Consider the following 21,869-nt stretch of genomic DNA (forward strand, 5'->3'; position numbering starts at 1 on the left):
ATGACCCTCAAGCAAATCCAAGCACTTAATGACTTGTTGGAAGACTTGCTGCCCCAATACTGGCAGGACCTAGCCCAACTGGTAGCCATTCCCAGTGTGCAGGGACCGGCGGAGCCAGACGCTCCCTATGGGCCTGGACCTAAGGCTGCCCTGGACTGGGTGCTAGACCGGGCCAAAGCCATGGGCTTTGAGACGGTCAATTTAGACCATAAGGTTGGCTACGCTCAGTGGTCGCCTGACCCTAACCAGGCGACCCCAGGCGCTGGCTATTATGGCATTTTCGGGCATGTGGATGTGGTGCCGGCCGGCCAAGGTTGGCGGCAGGATCCCTGGACCCTAAGAAAGAATCAAGAACAAGCCCGCTACGAAGGTCGCGGCGTCCTAGACAATAAGGGGCCCATTCTGGCTAATCTCTATGCCGTCTATGCCCTCAAATGCCTAGGCTATCATTTCCGCCATCCCATTCGGGTGGTCTTTGGGACCAATGAGGAGACAGGCTTTGGCTGTATCCAGCATTATCTTGCCCAGGAAACTGCGCCCCTCTTCGGTTGGACACCCGATTGCAAATGGCCGGTCGTCTATGGCGAGCGGGGGCGTTTGCGGGTAGCCGTCAGTGTGGACGCAGATCAAGTGGCCAGCCTCTTTGACTTTGTTAATGCCTATCTGCTGACCGGCACCAACGATGGTCGGGAATTGGGCATTGCTTATGAGGACCGGGACTTTGGCCGCATGATGTTAAGGGGCTACCAGCTGGGCCTGACGCAAGGACGCCCTTGGGTGGCCTGGTCCATGGCCTATCCAGGAGCCTGCAGTCAGGAAGAGATTCTGGGCCAAATTAAGTCGCGCCTGCCGGAGACAGGCCAAATAGAGGTCCTCAGCCATTGGGCGCCTGTCCTCAAGGACAAGCAGTCGCCTTATATTGAAGCTTTGCAGCAGGTCTACAACCAGGTGACCGGCCAAGCCCTTGAGCCCGTCACAACCACAGGGGGCACCTATGCTAAGTTTGTGCCTAATATCGTGGCCTACGGGCCTTCCTTCCCGGGCCAACGGGATATTGCCCATTTGCCACATGAGTGGCTAGGCATTGAGGATTTAGAGACTGATCTAAAAATTTATAGCCAGGCCTTACTGGCCTTGTGGCAGCTAGAACAAGAAGTGGAGGAGGCAAGTCTATGACCCTAATCGAGTTGTGTGCCGGCAGTGTCAGAGATTGTCTGATTGCCCAAGAAGCTGGCCTGGACCGGATTGAGCTCAACAGCGCCCTGGCCCTGGGGGGACTGACGCCAACGGTGGCCTGTCTGGAATTAGCCAAAGCTAATGGCGTGACTCTGCCAATCATCTGCATGGTCCGCCCACGTGGCGGTGGTTTCGCCTATGATAAGCTGGAAATCAGGCAAATGTTGGCAGAAGGCCAAGCCTTGTTAAGAGCAGGTGCCCGTGGCCTAGCCTTTGGCTGTCTGACTGAGACGGGTCAGCTTAATTGGGATGCCAACCAGGCCCTGATTGAGCTCTGTCAGACCTATGGCGCCCAATCGGTCTTCCACCGGGCCATTGATGTGGTGGCCCAGCCTGACCAAGCCATTGAAGGCTTGATTAAGCTAGGCTGCCGGCGGATTTTGACCAGTGGGGGAGCCAAGAGTATTGAGGAAGGGCGAGAACGACTGGCTCATTATCAAGCCCAATATGGGGCAGACATTGAATTTGTCATGGGGGCCGGTCTGAATTTGGCTAATGCGGCGGACTTGGTGGCCTATACGGGCATTCAACAAGTCCACGGTAGCTTCAAGACCTGGTACCAAGACCCTACAACCCAGCAAGGCTCCGTTTCATTTGCTTACGATCCTCGTGGAGCCTATGAAGGGGCAGACCCGGACCTAGCCCGCGCGCTAGGCCAAGCACTAGGAAAGAAGGAGTAATATGGTAAGACGTGTATTAGAATGCCTGCCCAGCGACTATGCTGGCTACAGTGCAGAAGAACTCAAGCAAGCCATCTGGGCCGCTGAAGGCCGGACCGTTTGTTGTGAAATGGTGGCGCCAGTGCCTGCCTATATCAGCAACTTGACCAATGCGGAAATCGCTAAGGCCTTCGGGGCAGACCTCATGCTCTTGAATGGGCTAGATGTCCTTAATCCTGTCGTTTGTGGCTTGGATCAGGGGGCAGAGGATCCCATTCGCCGCCTCAAAGCCCTATCAGGGCGTCCGATTGGGGCCAACCTAGAGCCTGTCGATGCTGATGCCATTATGGTGGAGGCGCGAAATGTTCTGCCTAAAGGCCGGACCTGCTCGGTTGAGACCCTAGAAGCGGCCGACCGCCTAGGCTTAGACTTCATTTGCCTGACGGGTAACCCTGGAACGGGGGTAACTAATAAGGAGATTGCCCACTATGTCAAGGTGGCCAAGCAACATTTCTCAGGTCTGGTCATTGCCGGTAAAATGCATGGGGCTGGGTCCAAGGAGCCAGTGGCCAGCATTGAAACGGCTAAGGACTTCATCGAGGCCGGGACCGACATTCTGCTGGTGCCGGCCGTGGGGACGGTGCCGGGCTTCACCGATGATGAGCTAGTGGCCATCGTCAAGTACGCCCACGCTCACGATGTCCTAGTCCTATCCGCTATTGGGACCAGTCAGGAATCTAGCAGCCCGCGGGTGGTGGAAGACATTGCCATTCGCAATAAGGTGGCTGGCGTGGATATTCAACATATTGGGGACGCAGGCTTTGGCGGCCTGGCCAATGTGGAAAATATCTTCGCCTTATCAGTGGCCATACGGGGCATGCGGCATACGGTGAGCCGTGTGGCCGGCTCCGCCATTCGTTAAGAAAACAAAAGTAGACAAAGAAAGCCAGGTAGTTTTTAGCTACCTGGCTTGTTTTAGTCTGGGCTGACCACTGATTGGATAATGGTAAGGACCACTTGGCTGGCCTTTTCCATGCTTTCCAAGCTGACAAATTCATACTGGCCATGAAGGTTTTCAGCGCCCGTGAAGAGGTTGGGCGTCGGGATGCCCTTATAGGTGATGATGCAACCGTCTGTCCCACCCCGGAAAGGCTCGATAAGAGGCTCAATGCCACAGGCCTTGTAGGCAGCAATGGCTACCTCAACCGGCCTCATGTCTTGCTTGAGGATATCGTACATATTGTAGTATTCGTCATAAATTTGGCATTGGATGCGGGGCCGGTCGTAGCCTGCATTCTGTTGGGCCACAATCTGACGGAAGAAGTCCTTACGGGCTTGGAAACGCTCCTTGTCATGGTCACGAATAATGTAGGTGGCCTGAACTTGGCCAATATCGCCGCTTTGACTGGACAGCATATAGTAGCCCTCGTGTCCCTCGGTCAATTCTGGCACCTGGTCTTGGGGCAGGCGGGCGAAGAGCTTGGCGGCTTCGGCCAGGGCATTGACCATGAGGCCCTTGGCGGTCCCAGGATGAACGCTGGTCCCGTCGATGGTCAGCATGACCCGGGCGGCATTGAAGGTCTCGTATTCCAACTTGCCCACTTGGCCGCTATCCAGCGTATAGGCAAAGTCTGCCGGGAAGTCTTGGGCTTGGAAGCGGTGGGCGCCCTTGCCGATTTCTTCGTCAGGTCCGAAGGCTAGCCAAATATCGCCGTGAGGCAGGTCAGGATGGGTTAGCAGGTGGATGACTGCCTCTAGGATGCTGACCAGACCTGCCTTGTCGTCGGCCCCCAGCAGGGTGGTACCATCCGTAGTAATCAGGGTCTGGCCTACATAATGCGTCAAGTTAGGAAATTCGGATACCCGCATGACAATGTCCAAGTCAGGGTTCAAGACAATATCCTGGCCGTCATAGTCTGCATGGACCTGGGGCTGGATATTTTCAGCATTGAAGTCGGCCGTATCCACATGGGCGATAAAGCCAATGGATGGCGCCTTCTGATGGGCTGGTAGGTTGCTTGGCAATAGGGCCGTGACAAAGGCGTCCACTGGATTGAAGCGCACTTGGCTGAGACCCAGGTCCTTGAGTTCGCCCTCCAACATGCGGAGGAAGTCCAGTTGACCGGGTGTGGTCGGCACGGCCTCCGAGTGCAGGTCGGACCGGGTGTTGATTTTAGCATAGCGGATAAAGCGTTGGAGCATGGATTCCATGGCGGAGCCTTCTTTCTCTTAATCAGTTAAGTCTAGTATAGCACTATGACGGGCCAGACCCAAGTTAGACCTTGTTGGCAAGGATGGGGATTTGTGATAGACTGGGGGGCAGTAAGGCCTGGTACAGAGGAGGAAGCCCTATGCGGATTAGACAGACAGAAAATGGGGATTTGCCGGCTTTGATGACTTTATACGAACAAGCCCGGGCCTTTATGCGGGCCCAGGGTAATCCCAATCAGTGGCCAGACGGCTATCCGCCTCAAAGCCTTCTAGAAGCCGATATAGCGCAAGGCCATTCCTATGTCCTAGAGGACGAAACTGGCCAGCTAGTGGGCACCTTCGCCCTGATAGCTGGAGAGGATCCGACCTATGGCCAGATTGACGGCCTAGGTTGGCGCAGTACTAGTCCCTATGTGACCCTTCACCGCCTGGCAGCCAATGGCAAGGCCCGGGGCGTGGCGCGGGCAGCTTTCGACTTCGCTAAGTCCGTCTGCCCCCACATCCGGATTGACACCCACGCCCAAAACCTACCCATGCAGCAGGCCATCCTGGCCTACGGTTTCCAGGAGCGAGGCACTATCTATCTCCAAGACGGCTCGCCCCGGCAGGCCTATGACTATCTAAGTGTATAAATGTGTGAGGGCTGGCACTGGGGTGCCGGCTCTTTTCTGATGGCTCGGGACAGTTCATTGGTCCCGGCTTCTTTTTTGTTGTATAATAGCAAGGTTACGAAAGGAGAATGTGTCATGTCACTCATTCGCAAATTAGGCTGGTTCTTCAAGCTGGAAGCCCGCCGCTATATGATTGGGATTCTGGCCTTATCCTTGGTCAGCGTCTTCAACTTGATTCCGCCGCGCATTATCGGGCAAGTCATTGATGCCATTGCAGGCGGCAATCTGACCCCTAGCGAGCTGGCTATCAATCTGACCTGGCTAGTGGGAGCCTCCCTTATTATGTATGCCCTCCGCTATGTTTGGCGACTCTTTATTCTAGGGACCGCCAATAGTCTGGGCCGGATTCTGCGGACTCGCTTATTTGAACACTTTACCCGCATGGCGCCGTCCTTCTATACCCGTTATCGGACCGGGGACCTGATGGCCCATGCCACCAACGACGTCCAAACCCTGGTCATGACGGCAGGGGGCGGGGTCATGTCGGCCGTGGATGCCTCGATTACCGCCCTGGTTACCCTGGCTACCATGTTCTGGATTCTGGATTGGCGCCTGACCCTGGTGGCCATTTTGCCTCTGCCAGTTCTGGCCTGGGGGACTAGTCGCCTGGGACGCATCAACCATGAAGGCTTTAAGCAAGCCCAGGAGGCCTTCTCCGAGCTTAACAACTCGGTTCAGGAATCGGTCTCTGGCATTAAGGTGACCAAGTCCTTTGGCTATGGAGCCCAGGAAACGGCTAAATTCCAGGCCACCAACCAGATGGTCTGGGCCAAGAACCTGCGGGCTGCCAAGTACAATGAGCTCTTCCAACCCATGGTCTTGGTTTTCGTGGGGGCCTCCTATCTGATTAGCCTGCTCTACGGGGGCTATCTGATTAGTCAGGGCCAGTTCACTGTCGGGGAAATGGTCACCTTCATGACCTATCTGGACATGCTAGTCTGGCCCCTGCAAGCCATCGGCTGGCTCTTCAACATTATGCAAAGGGGCTCGGTCTCCCTGGATCGGATTGACAAATTGCTGCATGAGGAAAGCCCAGTCCGTGAGACAGAACATCCTCTGCCTAGTATTCAAAATGGTCGCTTGGACTATGACATTGAGTCCTTCGCCTATCAAGATTTGACCACCTTAGAGGATGTCCACTTTAGCTTGGAAGCCGGCCAAACCCTGGGCATTGTCGGGACCACGGGGTCCGGTAAGACCAGTCTCTTGCGCCTACTCTTGCGGGAGCAGGATGTCAATGTGGGTAGCATTCAGTTAGATGGCCACGACATCCGCGACTACCGCCTCAGCGACTTGCGGAGCTTGATGGGCTATGTGCCACAAGACCAGCTGCTCTTCGCCATGAGCATTCGAGACAACGTCCGCTTCGGTCAAGCTGACTTGGATGATGCGGCCGTTATCAGAGCCACCCAGCTCTGTGGTGTCTACCAGGATATCCAGGCCATGCCTGAAGGGCTGGATACGCTAATCGGGGAGCGGGGCGTGTCCCTATCTGGTGGTCAGAAGCAACGTCTGGCCATGAGCCGGGCCCTGATTTTGGATCCAGACATTCTGATTCTGGACGATTCGCTATCAGCCGTGGATGCCAAGACTGAGCATTTGATTTTGGAAAATCTTAAGTCGGAACGTCAGGGCAAGACCACCATTATTACGGCCCACCGTCTGTCAGCCGTCGTCCATGCCGACCTGATTCTGGTGATGGAAGAGGGCCGCATTAAGGAGCGGGGCAATCACCAAGAATTGCTGGCGCAAAATGGCTGGTATGCGACCACCTACCGTAGTCAGCAACTGGCTCAGAGTTTGGAAGGAGGGGACTTAGATGCCTAATCGTGCTAAAACTTTTGGCCGCCTCATGGCCTATATGTGGCGTTACAAGGGGACTGCCCTGATGGCTCTGGTCTTCATCTTCCTGACATCGGCCGTGACGACTGCCATTCCACTCCTGGCCCGGTATTATATCGACCACTTTATTGGGGGTGGCTTGGTGGCCCAAGGAGGCTTAATCCTCCTGGCCTACTACAGCCTCTTCCTGGTGCGGGTGGCCTTTACCTTCTTAGGTAACTACACCTTCGCCCGCGTGGCCCAAAGCGTGGTCCGCGACTTGCGCCAAGAGTCCTTCGACAAGCTGCAAAGCCTGTCCATGCGTTACTTCGACCAGACGCCGGCCGGGGCCATCGTGTCCCGCCTGACCAATGATACTCAGGCAGTGGCCGATATGTTCAGCGCCATCTTCTCTAGTTTCCTCAGTTCCTTGGTCATTGTGGCGGTGACTATTGGGACCATGCTTAGTCTCAATGTGCCCCTGACCCTGCTCATGCTGGTCTTTATTCCCATTATGTTTGGCTCTATTGCCCTCTATAACAGTAAGTCTCGCGATTTGATTGCCATGACCCGGGCTAAGCTGAGCGACCTAAACGTTAAGCTGTCGGAAAGCATTGAGGGCATGCGGATTGTCCAAGCCTTTGGCCAGGAAGGCCGTCTTTTGGCGGAGTTTGAGGCCATTAATGCAGACCACGTGACCTATTCCAATAAATCCCTCAATGTCAACAGCCTCTTCCTGCGGCCGGCCATGTCCTTGCTTAAGCTCTTGGCCTATGCTGTTATCCTGGCCTATTTTGGGGTCACCTGGCAGGTGGCTGGTGTGACCGCGGGTCTTATGTATGCCTTCATTCAATACTCCAACCAGCTCTTCAACCCGCTGATTGAAGTCACCCAGAACTTTTCCATTCTGCAAACTTCCATGATTGCGGCAGACCGGGTCTTTGCCTTGATTGACCAGGAGGACTATGAACCGGCCCAAAGCGGTCAGCTGACAGAAATTGGGGCGGGCAGTATTGAGTTCAAGGATGTCAGCTTCTCCTATGACGGTAAGCGGGATGTCCTCAAGCATATTAGTTTCAAGGTGGAAGCCGGCCAGACGGTGGCCTTTGTGGGGGCGACCGGGTCTGGTAAATCGTCTATTATGAACCTCTTCTTGCGCTTCTATGAATTTGATCGCGGCCAGATTTTGATTGATGGTCAGGATATTAAGTCTTATTCAGCTGATGCCTTGCGGTCGGCGGTGGGCTTGGTTCTGCAGGATCCTTTCCTCTTCCATGGGACCATTGCCTCCAATATTCGCATGTATCAAGAGGGTTTGACGGATGAAGCCATGCGCGAGGCGGCGCGCTTTGTCGATGCGGCTGATTTTATTGAGAGTCTGCCAGCCGGCTATGACAGTCCGGTGACGGAGCGGGGGGCTACTTTCTCAAGTGGTCAGCGCCAGTTGCTAGCCTTTGCCCGGACCATGGCCACCCAGCCTAAGATTTTGATTCTGGATGAGGCCACGGCCAATATTGATTCGGAGACCGAGGAAGTCATTCAAGCTTCGCTGGCTAAGATGCGAAAGGGGCGGACAACCTTGGCCATCGCCCATCGTCTGTCGACTATTCAAGATGCGGACTGCATCTATGTCCTGGACCAAGGGCAGATTGTCGAGTCGGGCAACCACCAGGAGCTACTGGCTCAAGGTGGGCTCTACTACCGCATGTATCAGCTCCAAGCGGGCATGATGAACTAAATAAGATTAGCTTGAGGCTGGGACGGGTGTCCTAGCCTCATTTTTGTGTGTCGCCAAAGTCAAAGGCTAGCCTCGCTCCCACCAAATCGGCCCTCCTAGGAGCCGGACCGGCTGCAGCCTCCCTACGGGAGTCTTCCGCCTTGCCTAGCTATGGAATCTCTAGGTCGCTGGCGCTCCCAGAGCTTCTCATGCGCTCGGCATCCTTTGGGCTCCAAGGAGACCGATTTGGCCGCGAGGCTAGCCTTTGACAAGGGGTGAGTGTATATGATTTTATAGGTCTATACAAATTAATTAAAAAACAAACTAACAGAGGGAAATGACTAATATAGATAAGTTTCTTGCTAAAAAGTAGTGTAGAATGCTGATTAACAAAGGTTTATAATGAAATCGTAAGTAGCAACTAGTTTGTTATTTTAGAAACAAATTATTTTTTAAGGAGGTAGGAGTTATGCGCACAAAAACTCTTGCAATGGTCAATGGTATCGTCGGTCTAGTTGGTGGAATTTTTTTGCTTTTTGGTCCTTTCTTTGTTTTAGGAACTGCAGCTGCTACTATGAGTAGTGATGCAACAGCCGGTTCAGTAGGGATTTTAACACTAATTAAAATTGGTATTTTAGTTCTAGGTATTATTGGAGCAGTCCATTATAAAGGAGACATTCGTGTAGGAGCTGCACCTTCAGTTTTGTTAATTGTGGGTGGAGCAATCTCTTTAATTCCTTTATTAGGTTGGGTAGGAGGTATTATCGCCATTGTGGGCGGATCACTATACCTAGGTACACTTAAAAAATTTACTATTATTTAATTCAAACAATATAGATACCTACCGTATGAAGGCTGCCTTATCGATTGGCGGTCTTTTTTTGGATTTATATATAGGCGAATGCGCTAGCTAGAGTTTTGTCTGCCCTATATATTTTGTTATAATGAGAAAGTAAGCGAAAGGGGGGCAACCGTATGACCATTACAGCACAGGAGATTTTGGCGCAAAGGCTCTATCATCAGGCTTTGCTTGAGTCTAAGTTGACTGGGACAGAGGTCTTGGCCAAGAGTCTGGGGATTCAGTCTCAGTATGTGACCCATGGCATCTATAATTACTTCAATCGTCTGGCTGATCCTAAGGCGGATAGTTATGCTGACTTGACAGAGCAAGGTATTCTGGCTTGGGGCCAGCGGGGGACCTACCACTTCTATGATCGTCCGACTTGGGAGACCTTGTCACTACTTCTGTCGGAGACGGTCTCTTGGCCCTGGCATCATTTGGCTGAGCAAGGGGTAGAGGTGGCGGCCCAATTAGAGCGCCTGGCTAGTTATCTGGCTGACGGTCCTCTGACGCGTGAGGCCCTCAAGGATTGCTACGGTCAGGAAGAGTGGCGCCAACTCTTCCGCTGGGGTGGGCTCTTCTTGGCGGCTTCGCGTCAGGGCCAGCTCTATCAGACCTTGAGTCAGGGCGACCGATATGTTCATTGGCAGGCAGCGCCAGAAGGCCAGGACTTGCACCTCCTTAAGCATCAGCTCTTGGCGACTTATTTCTCTTTCTATGGTCCGGCGACTCTGGCGGATGCGGCCCATTTCTTCGGGGTGCCCCAGGCCTTCTTCAGTCAGGTGGACCTGTCTGACTGGCCAAGTTGTCGTTATGGCAAGCAGACCTTCTACTATGAAAGCTGGCAGGATGTGGCCAAGTTGCCGACTGTCTTGGTCCTGGGCAAATTCGATGCCCTCTTAGTTTCCTACAAGTCCAAAGATATCTTGGTAGAAAAGGACCGCCACCACACTATTTGGCAGAAAGCCGGCCAGATCCCAGCCCTGATTCTGATTCGGGGCCAGGTCAAGGGTCAGTGGAACTTGCGCCAACAAGGCGACCAAATCACTTTCCAAGTGACTAGCGCCCAGCCTTTGGCAAAGGCTCACCAGGCTACTATCCGCGCTCGCTTTAAGGCCTTTGCCCGCTGGTGGGGCAAGCAGGTCAAGGCCATTGACTTTGTGGTGGAAGCCTAATACTGATTGAGAGGTTAATGATGATGAAACTATTAATGGTTAACCTGCCTTTTTCGGGGCATACACCAGAATAAACCGACTGACTAGGTGGCTTACAGGTTCAATAGGTCGTCTATTTTTGATTATTACAATAGGTTATTTGAAAAAAAAAATCTGATTTGCTTAAAATTAATTGACATATAATAGTTAAAATGTTAATGTAAATCCATAAAGAAACCGTTTCGAAAAAGAGCAATGAGGATTTATTTTGTTGCATCGTTGCTCAGAATGTGCTTTTTTTGAAAGGGAGAATAAAATGAAAACGAAAAACACAAATTACTTACTCTCATTCTTGTTTCAAGTTTTGCACTGATGGGGGCTGTATCTGCCATAGTACAGTATACTGATGGTAGTGTTTGGACCTATGGTTAGGGTTCTGGAGGAGGATGGGCTTTTTCAAATTACTACCATGGTAAAAAATACCATTATTCATCCCTCGTGAGCAGATGGGATAGTCATTCTGATAAAGGAGAAGCTCCTGCTGGAAAAACCTCCTACGCATGGATTTGGACTAAATGGGGAGTTTACTATGATTATGACTAATCGTTCATTGATTTAAATTGCTACCTTTGTAGCTCGTACAAGGGGAATCATTTTTTATAAGGAGTCTACTATGAAGAAACTATTTATTTGCTTATCTACTATTTTTCTCAGTTGCTTCTTCATTTGGATTATTATCTTACGTGCCCCTCAGTATCTCTATACTAGTTATGACTCCGTTACCCTGCTACGTGTTAAAAAGGGGGCACAAGAGCCGACTCGTGAGGAATTTGAGCGAGAGTTGGAGAAGTTTGCAAGCTCGGAGCAGAGTTTGATTGCCAGACGGATAGTAGAGCCGAGTAAGGATGGAAGGACCAACTTCACCTATGCGACCTATGGTCAGGGAGGCTTGCCAAAAGAGTTTCAAGCGGCCAGCCAAGAAAGCCGAGAACGGAGCGATCCTCTCAATAGCTACCTTCTCTTATCTGGTTCATTAACCAAGGAAAAATTAGCCGCAAAATTAGATGATTTAGGTTATAAAGCGATTGCAGACCGCAAAACTCCTCCGTATCTTTTAGCTTTTTGGATTGCTTTAAATCCGTTGTTGTTGATTAGTTTAGCTATATTTGGATTAGCTTTCTTTGCTATGGTGATTATCACTCGGATTAAGGAGATGCGGGCTGCAGGGATTCAGCTCTTTTCAGGACAGACCCTCTTGTCCATTATAGGAAGCGCCTTATACGATGATGTCAAGTGGCTTTGCTTAGCTGGGGGAGGATCCCTTATAGTGGGAGGTGCTGTCCTCCTCGGCCAAGGGCTCTTTTATCCCGTTCTTTTAGCAACCTTTAGTATCGGAGTGGGGCTTTATCTTCTCTTTTTATTGGGAATTTCGCTCGTACTGAGCCTGCTCTATTTGATGAGCTTGAGCTACAAGGCTTTGGTTCCTGCGTTAAAAGGACGTTTGCCTCTCAAACGTTTGATGACCTTGACCTTGCTATGTCAGTTGGTTGCTGTCTTTACAGTAGGTTTTGCAGTCAAGACTGGCTTGACTTCTTACCAGCGTTTACAGGAACTCCAGCTATCCAAGCAAGCTTGGGAAGATCGAGCAGATTATTACCAGATTTCCTTTGGGCTCGGTGATAGAGGAAAAAAAACGGAAAGTCAGAGCAAGTGGTATGCCTTTGCCAAGGAAGCAATCGAAGAAGAACAAGCCCTTTATGTAAAGGATAATCTGCTCCATTTTGCCAATCCACAAGGACAAAATGAACAGGGAGAGACACTGGATACTTATAGTCCAGATGCTAATACGCTCTATGTTAGTCCCAGTTATTTGGAGAAGGAAAAGGTCGTGGTAGATGCTGAGACAAAACAGAAGTTAGCCCATCTCCAAAAAGGTGAGTTTGTCCTCTTGCTCCCAGAACGTTTGCGCTCTCGAGAAGCAGAACTAAAAAAAATCTTTGAAGAAGGATTGAGTTATTATGGAAAATCTGGTGAGGAGGCAAGTGCTCCTTTGGATTATGAGATGAAAGCGTACGTTAGTTATCTTTCAATGGGAGAAAAGCGATTTGTTTATAATAACGGCGAGAACCCAGTATCCACTCAGTATTTGACGGATCCGATTTTAGTGGTATTCACGCCGACTTCTACAGGTGATAGTTTTACATCCTTATCTAGTTGGTCTATCAATGCTGGTAAGAATATCTTTGTCAAAGGATATGAAGAAGGGATTAAACTCTTGAAAAATGCAGGAATTTATGATCAAGTATCCTACCTCAAGGAGGGACGAAGTGTTTACCTCGCACGTTACTATGAGGTTCAAACACAAACTCTAACCCTTATTTTAGGAGCTATTATTGGAATCGCGAGTTCTTTGCTTCTCTTTTATTCTGTGAATCTTCTTTATTTTGAACAATTCCGTCGTGAGATTTTGATTAAACGAATTTCTGGTTTGCGATTTTTTGAAACGCACGCTCAGTATATGATTAGTCAATTTGCTAGTTTTGTATTCGGTGCGAGTCTCTTTATTTGGCGTAGTCAGGATGTGGTGATTGGATTGGTAACTTTATCGATCTTCCTCGTTAGTGCTATACTGACTCTCTACCGTCAAGCACAGAAAGAATCTCGTGTTTCTATGACCATTATGAAAGGAAAATAGGATGATTGAACTAAAGAATATATCTAAAAAATTTGGAAGCCGTCAGCTATTTTCAGATACTAATCTTCAATTTGAAGGTGGGAAAATTTATGCCTTAATCGGTACAAGTGGCTGTGGTAAGACAACCCTCTTGAATATGATTGGACGATTAGAGCCATATGATAATGGAGAAATTATCTATGATGGCACTTCTCTTAAGGATATCAAGCCCTCTGTTTTCTTTAGAGATTACTTGGGATATTTATTTCAAGATTTTGGCTTAATTGAAAGCCAAACAGTTAAAGAGAATCTCAATCTGGGTTTAGTTGGTAAAAAGTTGAAAGAAAAAGAGAAAATCTCTCTGATGAAAAAAGCTCTAAACCGTGTCAACCTCTCTTATTTAGATTTAAAGCAACCTATATTTGAGTTATCAGGAGGAGAAGCACAACGTGTTGCGCTAGCGAAGATAATTTTAAAGGATCCGCCTTTGATTCTTGCAGATGAACCGACCGCTTCGCTAGACCCCAAAAACTCTGAGGAATTACTTTCTATCCTAGAATCTTTAAAAAATCCGAATCGAACTATTATTATTGCGACCCACAATCCTCTTATTTGGGAACAAGTGGACCAAGTTATTCGAGTTACCGATTTATCACATAGATGATATGGCAAGATTCAGTTAGAAGAAAGTTTTTGATTATATATAGCATAAATAAGAGTCACATCATAATTAGATTGCGGAATCCCTATTTACCAGTCTTTGAGAGCGATAAGCGATTGATAGAAACTGATAAATTGATTTGGTTTCCTGCAAAAAATCCTGCCAAAAATTCTTTGGCAGGATTTTTGTTTTAATAAACTTTCGGGGGGAGACACTAGATTGTCTACCCCTTTTTTGCGTTTCGCAGGTAATTATGCAAAATATTGGATGATATTACCATTGAAGTGCTACAAATTTGTCGAAAAAGTCAGTTTGCGAATCAAGATACAGATCTTATCATTTCAAGATTTGGAGATCCTTTTTGCAAATCAAGCATTTGTCGCATTATCAAACGGAAAGCTCAGCAGGTAGGAGTTCCAGTAATTACAGGAAAAGGTCTCAGACATAGCCATGCATCCTATCTAATCAATGTCTTGAAAAAAGATATTTTATATGTAGCCAGACGTATGGGACACGCCGATAAATCAACAACTTTGAATACATATAGTCACTGGTTTAATGCTTTAGATAAAACAGTTTCTGAAGAAATCACACAAAATATCAAAGCTGAACAAGCCAGATACTATGCTGATTTATCAGTCCAAGCGGGTGGCAACCAAGCCATTGTTGCCAAGATTGAAGCTTTGATGTCTGAGTGGCAAGCCTAGCCCCTGTTTTCTGCCAGTCAATCTGCTATAATATAGAAGAACAAAGAATTTACACAACGAAGGAAGATAGAATGAAACTCATCTCATGGAATATCGATTCACTCAATGCGGCCCTAACTAGCGACTCGGCCCGGGCCCAACTCTCCAAGGCAGTCCTAGACCAGCTAGCGCAAGCAGGAGCAGACATTATTGCCATTCAAGAAACCAAGTTATCACCAACGGGTCCAACCAAGAAGCATGAAGAAATCTTGGCAGAATACTTCCCGGGTTATGCCCACACTTGGCGGTCCTCTCAGGAGCCAGCCCGCAAGGGATATGCTGGAACCCTCTTCCTCTATCGGGAGAGCTTGAAGCCTAAGGTGACCTTCCCTGAAATCGGGGCGCCGTCGACCATGGACTTGGAAGGCCGGATCATTACCCTGGAATTTGACGATTTCTATGTCACTCAGGTCTACACGCCTAATGCGGGGGATGGCCTCAAGCGTCTGGCAGAGCGTCAGGTTTGGGATGCCAAATACGCTGACTACCTGGTGAGTTTGGATGCTAAGAAACCAGTCTTGGCAACGGGGGACTTCAACGTTGCCCACCAGGAAATCGACTTGGCTAATCCAGGAGCCAACCGCCAATCCGCGGGCTTTACCGATGAAGAACGGGCAGGCTTTACCCATTTGCTCAGCCGGGGCTTTACCGATAGTTTCCGCCACCTACATGGGGATGTGCCGCATCAATATACCTGGTGGGCGCAGCGTAGTCGGACTAGCAAGATTAACAATACAGGCTGGCGCATTGATTACTGGTTAGTATCTGATCGTATTGCAGACAAGGTAACCAAGTCCCAGATGCTAGATTCAGGGGCGCGCCAAGACCATACGCCTATACTGTTAGAAATTAACTTATAAGAGGAGGCAGTCCTATGACACACTATCCTGTGGAAAGCACAGAGCTCATGCCAGAAGATTTCTATGAGAGAGTCTTTACGCATGGCTATGAGACCTACTTCAATCAGCCTAAGCCTGAGGGCTTGGACCAATCCTTCATCTGGCAGATGAAAGACGGAGAGCGCTTGGTGGCAGCCATGAATGGTAAAATTCGTCATCAGGCCATGAAAATCGAGAACCTGGCCATCGACCCGGACTATCAGGGCCAGCGCCTAGGCAGCCAGTTTATAGACTATGCCAAGGACTATGCCCGTCAAGTCGGGGTGACCAGCATTCTCTTAACCACGCGGACCTATCAGGCCAAGGACTTCTATCTCAAGCACGGCTTTGAGGTCTATGGTTTCTTGGAAGATGTTCCTATGCCAGGGGTCGGGGTCTACTATATGATTTATCGATTTAAATAATCAACATAAGGTCGGGAAGGGATTCCCGGCCTTTTTGCTAGCTTAACTATCTATAATCAATATCATTAAATAATACCATCTTGACGATAAATGTTATTGACAATCTAAATTAGAGAAGCTATAATAAGAGTGTAAAGTAAATTGATTATAAATAAGAGGTGAGATTATGAAATGCTTAAAATACAATAAACGAATTATTGAGACCGTGCTCTGCCTAGGCTTTATCCTATTGGGACTGGTCTTTTTAGAAAGTCAACCTGTCTGGGGACAGGCAAGTTTTATTCTAGCTTTCTTGATTGGGGGCTATGAGCCAGCCCTGGAAGGCTGGAAGGAGTTAGTGGAGGAGCATCACCTTAATGTAGATGTCCTCATGGTCTTGGCTGCTTTGGGTGCAGGCATTATTGATTACTGGTTAGAAGGGGCCTTGCTGATTTTTATCTTTGCCCTGTCAGGGACTTTGGAAGAATTAGCTATGAAGAAGAGCCAGGATGCCATTACGGCCCTCATGGCCTTACGGCCAGACAAGGCTTGGCGCATTCTATCCGACGGTCAGTTGGAAGAAGTAGAAACCGGCGAGCTCATGATTGGCGACCGTCTGCGAGTTAAAAAAGGCCAGGCAGTGCCAATTGATGGTAAGTTAATCAGCGACTGGGCTAGTCTAGATGAAGCTATGGTGACAGGGGAGCCAATCCCAGCGGACAAGGCAGCGGGCGACCTAGTATTAGGCGGGACCCTCAATGTGGGCGCAGAATTGGACATGGTAGTCACCGTAGCTCAAGAAGATACCCTCTTCGCTAAAATCGTAGCCCTGGTCAAACAAGCCCAAGGCCAAAAGAGCCGGGTGTCTAGCCTGATTGAAAACTTAGAAGATGGCTATGTGAAGGCGGTGCTTTTCCTGGTTCCGACCTTTATCGTGGCGGTCCACTTCTTGTTGGGCTGGTCCTGGTTGGATAGCTTCTACCGCGGCATGATTCTCTTGACCGTGGCTTCTCCTTGTGCCTTGGTGGCTAGCTCAACCCCAGCCGTTTTAGCGGCCATTAGCCGAGCTGCCCGCATGGGCGTCATGGTCAAAGGCGGCCAAATCATGGACCAAATAGGCGACGTCAACCTAGTGGTAATGGATAAGACCGGGACCTTGACCCAGGGCCAACCCCAGGTGGAAGAAGCCTGGTTTGCGGAAGAGGCGACTGGCTTGAATGCCTTGGTGGCAACAGCTGAAGCAACCTCTACCCATCCTGTAGCTCAAGCCATCTTGAACTATGTGGGCGACTATCAAGCGGTGAATTTGGATCAGCTTGAGGACGTGACTGGTCGAGGTTTTACTTGTGCCTATCAAGGGCATGACTGGCGGATTGGTAAGGCGGATTTCGTCTTAGAGGCAGTGGGACAAGTACCCGCTGACTTAGAACAAGTCCTAGCCAAGCAAGAAGCAGCCGGCAAGACCCTGGTCTTGGTGTCTCGTGACCAAGAATTGGTGGCTTGGTATGCGCTCTTTGACCGGGTTAAGGCAGAGAGTAAGGCCACAGTGGAGCTACTACATCAATTAGGCGTCCAAGTGGTCATGATGACTGGGGACCACCAGGCAGCGGCCCAAACCATTGCTAATGACTTGGGAATTGACCAAGTGCAGGCTAACTGTCTGCCGGATGACAAGGCCCGTTTGGTGGCCGACTACAAGGCTCAAGGCTATTGTGTGGCCATGGTAGGGGACGGCATCAATGATGCGCCAGCCTTGGCTCAAGCGGATGTCAGCTTTGCCATTGGTTCAGGGACTGACATTGCCATGGAAACGGCCGACTGCGTCATTATGGATGACTTGACTCGGGTACCTCAGGCCATTCGTCTCTCTCGTCGCATGAAGACCATTATTATGCAAAATATTATCTTCGCCTTGGCCGTCATTGTCTGCCTGATTGCAGCCAATGTCTTCCAAGTAGTGAGTCTACCGCTGGGTGTGGTGGGCCACGAAGGTTCTACGATTTTAGTTATTCTCAACGGCTTACGTCTCTTGGGTTTTCGGCATAACCCATCAGACCTTAAGTCAGTCCAAGCGGCACAAGTAGCCCAATAGGTAAGAGGCTGCGCCACTTGGAGGTGCTTTTCAGATGACTGGCTCACACTGTGTGTGGGGCCAGTCATTTTTTGTAAGCTTTTCCTTAGGCTCAGAATGTGCTATAGTAAGAGAAAGCAAGAAGGAGGGCCTTACATGAGATTATGGCATCAAGCCTTGATTGACAAGTTGCCAAGACAGCAGCTGCTAGGTCAGCATCGGGAGTGTGCGGCCTTGCGGGGCAAGGGTTGGGGCAAGCCCCACAGTGTGGTGAACTATGTCTTTGAACATTCGCCCTACAAGCTCTATGCCTATCACCGCCTGATTATGGAGGAAATGGTCCGCCGGGGCTATCGGCCGGACGACCAGTGGTGGGAGCCAAGCTATCGTGGCAAAATCATGCCAACTTATGAAGCTAGCCAAATCCAAGCTCAGCCACTGGGCTCTCCTATTTATGCGGAGCATGACGCGGCTTATCTGGCTGAGTGCTTAGCTAACTTGCGAGCTAAGGGTATTGAATTAGAACCAGAAAACTAGAAGGGAGATTTAAATGATGAATAAAGGATGGAAGAAACTAGGGCTTTTAAGCCTAACTGCGACTATGTTATTGGGGGTGGGTGCACCTAGTGTGCAGGCTCAAGACCTGACCACTGATGAGCTGGTAAACCGGGTCATTAAGACTAGCCTCCAAAGCAAAAGCGTCCACACTAAGGTCAAATTTTCCATGACTCACAGTGATCTTGAAGAGAAAAATACACAGACCGTGCTAGATGGCGAGTTAGATGCTAGCCTTGACTTAGATAAAATGGCGGGCAAGGCTGAGTTTGGCTTGGCTAAGTTTCCCGGGGCAAGCAAAGTCAAGTTAGCTTTACTAGATGGCTACTTATATGGTAAGGCAGACGGTAAGGAGTTGGATCCAATTGACCTCAAGTCTCAAGTGCCAAGTTGGAAGTCAGACTTGGAGAACTTGCGTCAGGTGGAGAGTTGGAATAGTCCTCAATACAAGGGGGAGCTAGCGAAGTATTTCAAGAGTGTCAAAGAAGATTGGGGTTACCTCTTGCTATTATCAGAAGCTATTGATGGCAAGCAGCTCTATCGTGACCACCAAGAGTTCTGGGACCAGGTCAAGCAAGAGCTCTTGCATCAAGTGCTGCTGGAGACTAGCAACCCTACCATCTATGGCGATTTTGCGAGCTTTATTGACTATGTCTTAAACGAAGAAGCCTTTGGTGCTTTCATGGCTCGTAAGCCAAAGATTCTGGTGCAGACCGACAAGGATTTCCGTGTGACCCATGTTACGATTGATTTTCAGTTTAGTATTGACCAGGGGATGGATCTATTCTCTGGCTTAACAGGAATCTTCCATGTTAAGTTGGAAGCGGACTTGGACCAATATGACCAAGCGGTGTCAGTAGAAAAGCCCTAGGGCATTTGAGGAGGAAAGTAGATGAAATGGTTTAAAAAATTAAGCCTCCTGGCCATGGCCGGCGGCCTTTTGGCTGGGGCTGGTGGGGTGGCGCCGGCCACCGTTAGTGCGCAAGCTCCGTCCCTGGACCAATTACTGAATGAGACGGTCAAGAAGATGGCCAAGACCCAGACGGTGCATACTAAGGGTGAATGGAAGATAAGCAATTTTCTCCCAAGCCAGGAGGAAGATATCCTCATAGGAGGCCATTTTGAAGCAAATGTAGATTTGGACCAAGCGTCGGGATTTGGCTCCTTTGATTTGGGCAGTTTCTTGGGCGACTACCACTTAATTGCCTCTGTCAAAGACGGGCAGCTTCATGGCAAGGAGAACCATGAAGAAGAGGTCAGAAGTCTAGATATCAAGACCGAAGTTCAAGAATTTCAAGACTCACTTAAGCACTTACGTAGCTTGGATCAATTCTATACGCCTGAAGAAATCGCCTTATATTCAGAGATTTACGAGGTTAAGGAGCTAGAGAATGGCTACGAGTTGCGTCTGAGAGAGGATGTAGATGGTAAGAAGGTTTACCGCGACCACGAAGCTGCGTGGAATCTATTAAGTGCAGCTGCGGTTTATGGGGCTAATCAATCGGACCATCCAACCGACGCCAAAGAGATTAGCACGGAACTTATCCGCTACATCTTTAACGAGGATGCTTTCGCGGCTTTCTTTGCCAGCAAGCCTAAGTTTAATTACCAAGTAGATAAGGACTTCCGACTTCAGAGCCTTGAAGTGGATATGGTCTTTACTATTGAAAAGGGCAAAACGCGTCACTTGAACTATTTAGCAGGTACCTATCGTATCCAAGGTAAAATCACTTTTGACCAATACAACGAACCTGTTCAAAGTCCAAGACCTTAAGCCATCTAGCCCCCTGCATGAATCTGTAAGAATTTTTCATATTGAAAATAATCAAAAATGTGGAAATATAAGTGATTTCTAGAAGATGCTTGGAGCGTTATTAAATATAATTATTTCAAAATGGGCCAAAAGTAGGGCAAAGAACCATACAGATTCTATACTGTATGGTTCTTCTTTTTTATCTAACCAAGAAAGGTTAAAACCCATTAAAATAAATCCCAGTCAGGTGTTGAATATTTTCTAGTCTGGGTCATGTAAAAATGAACAAAAATGAATTTCTATGATTAAGGCTAAGAGGATTATTTGCTAGAACAGCAGCCTGAAAGAGTCCAATTCTGATATAGAAGAAGCATGTCACGCATTACGCTGTTGCTCGTAGTGTCAATAAAATAAATAGACAATTTGGAAGTTTCAGTCTGGTTCGCAAAAAGAAAAGGAGTTTTCACTCCTTTTCACGCGTTATATTTCGCTTTGCTTTTCTTTCTTTTGCAATCATATAGGTGCCAAGAATGACGAGTACGCCGAAAATGATACTTCCCAAAGTGATGTTCATAAAAGCAATTTTTTGAGGACTATCGGCTGTTCCGTACTCTTTCATCATCATACCAGACAACGGTATGATGGAATCCTTCTTTGGTATTCTTAAGTCTGAGATGTTTTATGGTTATGAGAAAACATTTAAATCACTTAACCAATTGGAACAAGCTATTGTTGACTACAATGAGTACTACAACAACAAACGAATTAAGGTAAAACTAAAAAGGGCTTAGTCCTGTGCAATACAGAACTAAATCCTTCACTTAAATTATTTGTCTAACTTTTTGGGGTCAGTACAAACAGTGCTTTTTTTGTTGAAATCGCAAAAAATCCAAGCTTTCTTTTTGCAGATAACATTCGCTCTTTTTTTTTCGGTATGATTGAGTCGATGCCCCGTTCTCGACCGGTTATTATTGCAGATTATCGAATGCCAGAGCGCTATGCCATCACTTTTTGGAAGAATACTTGGAGCAATTCTACGCAGAATGGGATGCGAAAAAGTGATAGTTAAAGAGACGAAAAAGCTGAGAATATGATTTCCCAGCTTTTTGAATGCGATAGAAATAGCAACTAGACTATTTACGAAAGGCCTCAATAATGTAGGTGAAGCCAGTAACTAAAAATGCAAAGGCTTTGACATAAACGACAAAGACACTTGTAGCCACTGGATTGAACAGAATAACTAGACCTAGTAAAAATGCAAGCAAGGCTACCCACGTGATATTGCTACCAATAATAGGGAAAATCAATCCTAGACGATTGCCTTTAAAGAAGGCAATAATGGCTTCTACAATTAACCAAATTCCTACAATGGTCGGAATGACGACCGGCAGGGTCACAAAGCCATAAGCAACGAGGTAAAGAGCTAAGAGAAGACTAACAAACCCTTGGAAAAGATAAACAGGTGAGCGAAGCTCTTTTGGTGCAGAGAAATAGCCTAAAATAGCTGCTATAGAAGAAACCAGTAAACCAAATGAAATCCACCAGCTGTAAGCAACAAGATTAGCTACTGGGTTTGTAAATAGGAAAAGTCCTAAAAGGGCAAAAACAACTCCTGCAAGGAATAGCAGTAAACGATTAGAAAATTTCATTTCAATACCTCCGATATAGTATAGTTTGATATTAAAGTTATTGTACCTCTTTTTATAAAAAATGTCAATAAAATAAATAGACAACTTGGAAGTTTCAGTCTGGATCGCAAAAAGAAAAGGTGTTTTCGCTCCTTTTCACACTTTATATATTTCGCTTTGCTTTTCACG

The 21,869-nt window shown here is 48.3% G+C and carries 18 protein-coding genes and 3 pseudogenes; 19 read left to right on the forward strand and 2 right to left on the reverse strand.

The genetic code is table 11. The features are described from left to right. From V7R82_RS02590 to V7R82_RS02600, 3 genes are read left to right on the forward strand one after another with little or no spacing between them, the layout of a single operon-like run. Complete coding sequence (locus tag V7R82_RS02590) at positions 1 to 1,176, forward strand: M20/M25/M40 family metallo-hydrolase (protein ID WP_338543221.1); 1,176 nt, start codon at positions 1 to 3, stop codon at positions 1,174 to 1,176. Then, positions 1,173 to 1,916 carry a copper homeostasis protein CutC gene (locus tag V7R82_RS02595; RefSeq protein WP_338543223.1) on the forward strand — a complete coding sequence of 248 codons (744 nt, stop codon included), beginning with the start codon at positions 1,173 to 1,175 and terminating at the stop codon, positions 1,914 to 1,916. Before V7R82_RS02590 ends, V7R82_RS02595 begins: the two co-directional genes overlap by 4 nt. 1 nt (position 1,917) lies before the next feature. Continuing rightward, positions 1,918 to 2,817, forward strand: a complete 900-nt coding sequence (locus V7R82_RS02600) for a haloacid dehalogenase-like hydrolase (RefSeq protein WP_338543225.1) — start codon at positions 1,918 to 1,920, stop codon at positions 2,815 to 2,817. Between the two features lie 53 nt (positions 2,818 to 2,870). Here V7R82_RS02600 and pepT read toward each other — a convergent pair whose 3' ends face one another. Beyond that, on the reverse strand, positions 2,871 to 4,106 hold the full coding sequence (gene pepT / locus V7R82_RS02605) for a peptidase T (RefSeq protein ID WP_338543227.1): 1,236 nt from the start codon (positions 4,104 to 4,106) through the stop codon (positions 2,871 to 2,873). A 140-nt stretch (positions 4,107 to 4,246) separates the two neighbouring features. Between pepT and V7R82_RS02610 the strand changes: the two genes are divergently transcribed. From V7R82_RS02610 to V7R82_RS02685, 16 genes and pseudogenes are all read left to right on the forward strand, one after another. Beyond that, a complete protein-coding gene (locus V7R82_RS02610) occupies positions 4,247 to 4,738 on the forward strand; it encodes an N-acetyltransferase (protein ID WP_338543228.1) in 492 nt (163 codons plus the stop codon). A 114-nt stretch (positions 4,739 to 4,852) separates the two neighbouring features. Beyond that, positions 4,853 to 6,604 (forward strand): ABC transporter ATP-binding protein, encoded by a 1,752-nt coding sequence (locus V7R82_RS02615; RefSeq protein ID WP_338543229.1) that lies wholly within the window; start codon positions 4,853 to 4,855, stop codon positions 6,602 to 6,604. Next, complete coding sequence (locus V7R82_RS02620; protein ID WP_314237694.1) at positions 6,597 to 8,336, forward strand: ABC transporter ATP-binding protein; 1,740 nt, start codon at positions 6,597 to 6,599, stop codon at positions 8,334 to 8,336. Before V7R82_RS02615 ends, V7R82_RS02620 begins: the two co-directional genes overlap by 8 nt. 448 nt (positions 8,337 to 8,784) lie before the next feature. Continuing rightward, a complete protein-coding gene (locus tag V7R82_RS02625; protein ID WP_338543230.1) occupies positions 8,785 to 9,138 on the forward strand; it encodes a hypothetical protein in 354 nt (117 codons plus the stop codon). Between the two features lie 152 nt (positions 9,139 to 9,290). Then, the gene (locus tag V7R82_RS02630) at positions 9,291 to 10,331 is read left to right on the forward strand and encodes a DNA glycosylase AlkZ-like family protein (RefSeq protein WP_338543232.1); all 1,041 of its coding nucleotides are present in this window, start codon (positions 9,291 to 9,293) and stop codon (positions 10,329 to 10,331) included. 351 nt (positions 10,332 to 10,682) lie between these two features. Next, positions 10,683 to 10,913, forward strand: a pseudogene (locus tag V7R82_RS02635) (lactococcin 972 family bacteriocin). A 70-nt stretch (positions 10,914 to 10,983) separates the two neighbouring features. Further along, complete coding sequence (locus V7R82_RS02640) at positions 10,984 to 13,005, forward strand: bacteriocin-associated integral membrane family protein (RefSeq protein WP_338543234.1); 2,022 nt, start codon at positions 10,984 to 10,986, stop codon at positions 13,003 to 13,005. Position 13,006: 1 nt separating this feature from the next. Further along, on the forward strand, positions 13,007 to 13,648 hold the full coding sequence (locus tag V7R82_RS02645; RefSeq protein ID WP_338543236.1) for an ABC transporter ATP-binding protein: 642 nt from the start codon (positions 13,007 to 13,009) through the stop codon (positions 13,646 to 13,648). Positions 13,649 to 13,908: 260 nt separating this feature from the next. Then, positions 13,909 to 14,352 (forward strand): annotated as a pseudogene (locus V7R82_RS02650) (tyrosine-type recombinase/integrase); the annotation flags it as partial. A gap of 71 nt (positions 14,353 to 14,423) precedes the next feature. Then, the gene (locus tag V7R82_RS02655) at positions 14,424 to 15,251 is read left to right on the forward strand and encodes an exodeoxyribonuclease III (protein ID WP_338543237.1); all 828 of its coding nucleotides are present in this window, start codon (positions 14,424 to 14,426) and stop codon (positions 15,249 to 15,251) included. A 14-nt stretch (positions 15,252 to 15,265) separates the two neighbouring features. Further along, positions 15,266 to 15,694 (forward strand): GNAT family N-acetyltransferase, encoded by a 429-nt coding sequence (locus V7R82_RS02660; RefSeq protein ID WP_311469047.1) that lies wholly within the window; start codon positions 15,266 to 15,268, stop codon positions 15,692 to 15,694. A 166-nt stretch (positions 15,695 to 15,860) separates the two neighbouring features. Then, the gene (locus tag V7R82_RS02665) at positions 15,861 to 17,765 is read left to right on the forward strand and encodes a heavy metal translocating P-type ATPase (protein WP_338543238.1); all 1,905 of its coding nucleotides are present in this window, start codon (positions 15,861 to 15,863) and stop codon (positions 17,763 to 17,765) included. 135 nt (positions 17,766 to 17,900) lie between these two features. Next, the gene (locus V7R82_RS02670) at positions 17,901 to 18,281 is read left to right on the forward strand and encodes a TIGR02328 family protein (RefSeq protein ID WP_315271187.1); all 381 of its coding nucleotides are present in this window, start codon (positions 17,901 to 17,903) and stop codon (positions 18,279 to 18,281) included. Positions 18,282 to 18,294: 13 nt separating this feature from the next. Continuing rightward, positions 18,295 to 19,170: a hypothetical protein gene (locus V7R82_RS02675; protein WP_338543239.1), complete on the forward strand. Its 876-nt coding sequence runs from the start codon at positions 18,295 to 18,297 to the stop codon at positions 19,168 to 19,170. 21 nt (positions 19,171 to 19,191) lie between these two features. Further along, positions 19,192 to 20,073 carry a hypothetical protein gene (locus tag V7R82_RS02680; protein WP_338543240.1) on the forward strand — a complete coding sequence of 294 codons (882 nt, stop codon included), beginning with the start codon at positions 19,192 to 19,194 and terminating at the stop codon, positions 20,071 to 20,073. A gap of 605 nt (positions 20,074 to 20,678) precedes the next feature. Then, positions 20,679 to 20,877 (forward strand): annotated as a pseudogene (locus V7R82_RS02685) (IS3 family transposase); the annotation flags it as partial. Between the two features lie 308 nt (positions 20,878 to 21,185). On the opposite strand, the gene V7R82_RS02690 reads toward V7R82_RS02685, so the two are convergent. Beyond that, positions 21,186 to 21,701 carry a DUF308 domain-containing protein gene (locus V7R82_RS02690; protein ID WP_338543241.1) on the reverse strand — a complete coding sequence of 172 codons (516 nt, stop codon included), beginning with the start codon at positions 21,699 to 21,701 and terminating at the stop codon, positions 21,186 to 21,188. Between the last annotated feature and the right edge of the window lie 168 nt (positions 21,702 to 21,869).

The sequence above is a fragment of the Abiotrophia defectiva ATCC 49176 genome, assembly GCF_037041345.1.
In the GTDB taxonomy this organism is placed as follows: Bacteria; Bacillota; Bacilli; order Lactobacillales; family Aerococcaceae; genus Abiotrophia.

What these genes read in the sequence shown, in the direction of transcription:
- pepT (WP_338543227.1), bottom strand. Translation starts at nt 4,106, where the DNA reads ATGGAATCCATGCTCCAACGCTTTATCCGCTATGCTAAAATCAACACC.
- V7R82_RS02690 (WP_338543241.1), bottom strand. Translation starts at nt 21,701, where the DNA reads ATGAAATTTTCTAATCGTTTACTGCTATTCCTTGCAGGAGTTGTTTTT.
- V7R82_RS02665 (WP_338543238.1), top strand. Translation starts at nt 15,861, where the DNA reads ATGAAATGCTTAAAATACAATAAACGAATTATTGAGACCGTGCTCTGC.
- V7R82_RS02660 (WP_311469047.1), top strand. Translation starts at nt 15,266, where the DNA reads ATGACACACTATCCTGTGGAAAGCACAGAGCTCATGCCAGAAGATTTC.
- V7R82_RS02670 (WP_315271187.1), top strand. Translation starts at nt 17,901, where the DNA reads ATGAGATTATGGCATCAAGCCTTGATTGACAAGTTGCCAAGACAGCAG.
- V7R82_RS02680 (WP_338543240.1), top strand. Translation starts at nt 19,192, where the DNA reads ATGAAATGGTTTAAAAAATTAAGCCTCCTGGCCATGGCCGGCGGCCTT.
- V7R82_RS02595 (WP_338543223.1), top strand. Translation starts at nt 1,173, where the DNA reads ATGACCCTAATCGAGTTGTGTGCCGGCAGTGTCAGAGATTGTCTGATT.
- V7R82_RS02640 (WP_338543234.1), top strand. Translation starts at nt 10,984, where the DNA reads ATGAAGAAACTATTTATTTGCTTATCTACTATTTTTCTCAGTTGCTTC.
- V7R82_RS02620 (WP_314237694.1), top strand. Translation starts at nt 6,597, where the DNA reads ATGCCTAATCGTGCTAAAACTTTTGGCCGCCTCATGGCCTATATGTGG.
- V7R82_RS02625 (WP_338543230.1), top strand. Translation starts at nt 8,785, where the DNA reads ATGCGCACAAAAACTCTTGCAATGGTCAATGGTATCGTCGGTCTAGTT.
- V7R82_RS02655 (WP_338543237.1), top strand. Translation starts at nt 14,424, where the DNA reads ATGAAACTCATCTCATGGAATATCGATTCACTCAATGCGGCCCTAACT.
- V7R82_RS02675 (WP_338543239.1), top strand. Translation starts at nt 18,295, where the DNA reads ATGATGAATAAAGGATGGAAGAAACTAGGGCTTTTAAGCCTAACTGCG.
- V7R82_RS02610 (WP_338543228.1), top strand. Translation starts at nt 4,247, where the DNA reads ATGCGGATTAGACAGACAGAAAATGGGGATTTGCCGGCTTTGATGACT.
- V7R82_RS02590 (WP_338543221.1), top strand. Translation starts at nt 1, where the DNA reads ATGACCCTCAAGCAAATCCAAGCACTTAATGACTTGTTGGAAGACTTG.
- V7R82_RS02600 (WP_338543225.1), top strand. Translation starts at nt 1,918, where the DNA reads ATGGTAAGACGTGTATTAGAATGCCTGCCCAGCGACTATGCTGGCTAC.
- V7R82_RS02615 (WP_338543229.1), top strand. Translation starts at nt 4,853, where the DNA reads ATGTCACTCATTCGCAAATTAGGCTGGTTCTTCAAGCTGGAAGCCCGC.
- V7R82_RS02645 (WP_338543236.1), top strand. Translation starts at nt 13,007, where the DNA reads ATGATTGAACTAAAGAATATATCTAAAAAATTTGGAAGCCGTCAGCTA.
- V7R82_RS02630 (WP_338543232.1), top strand. Translation starts at nt 9,291, where the DNA reads ATGACCATTACAGCACAGGAGATTTTGGCGCAAAGGCTCTATCATCAG.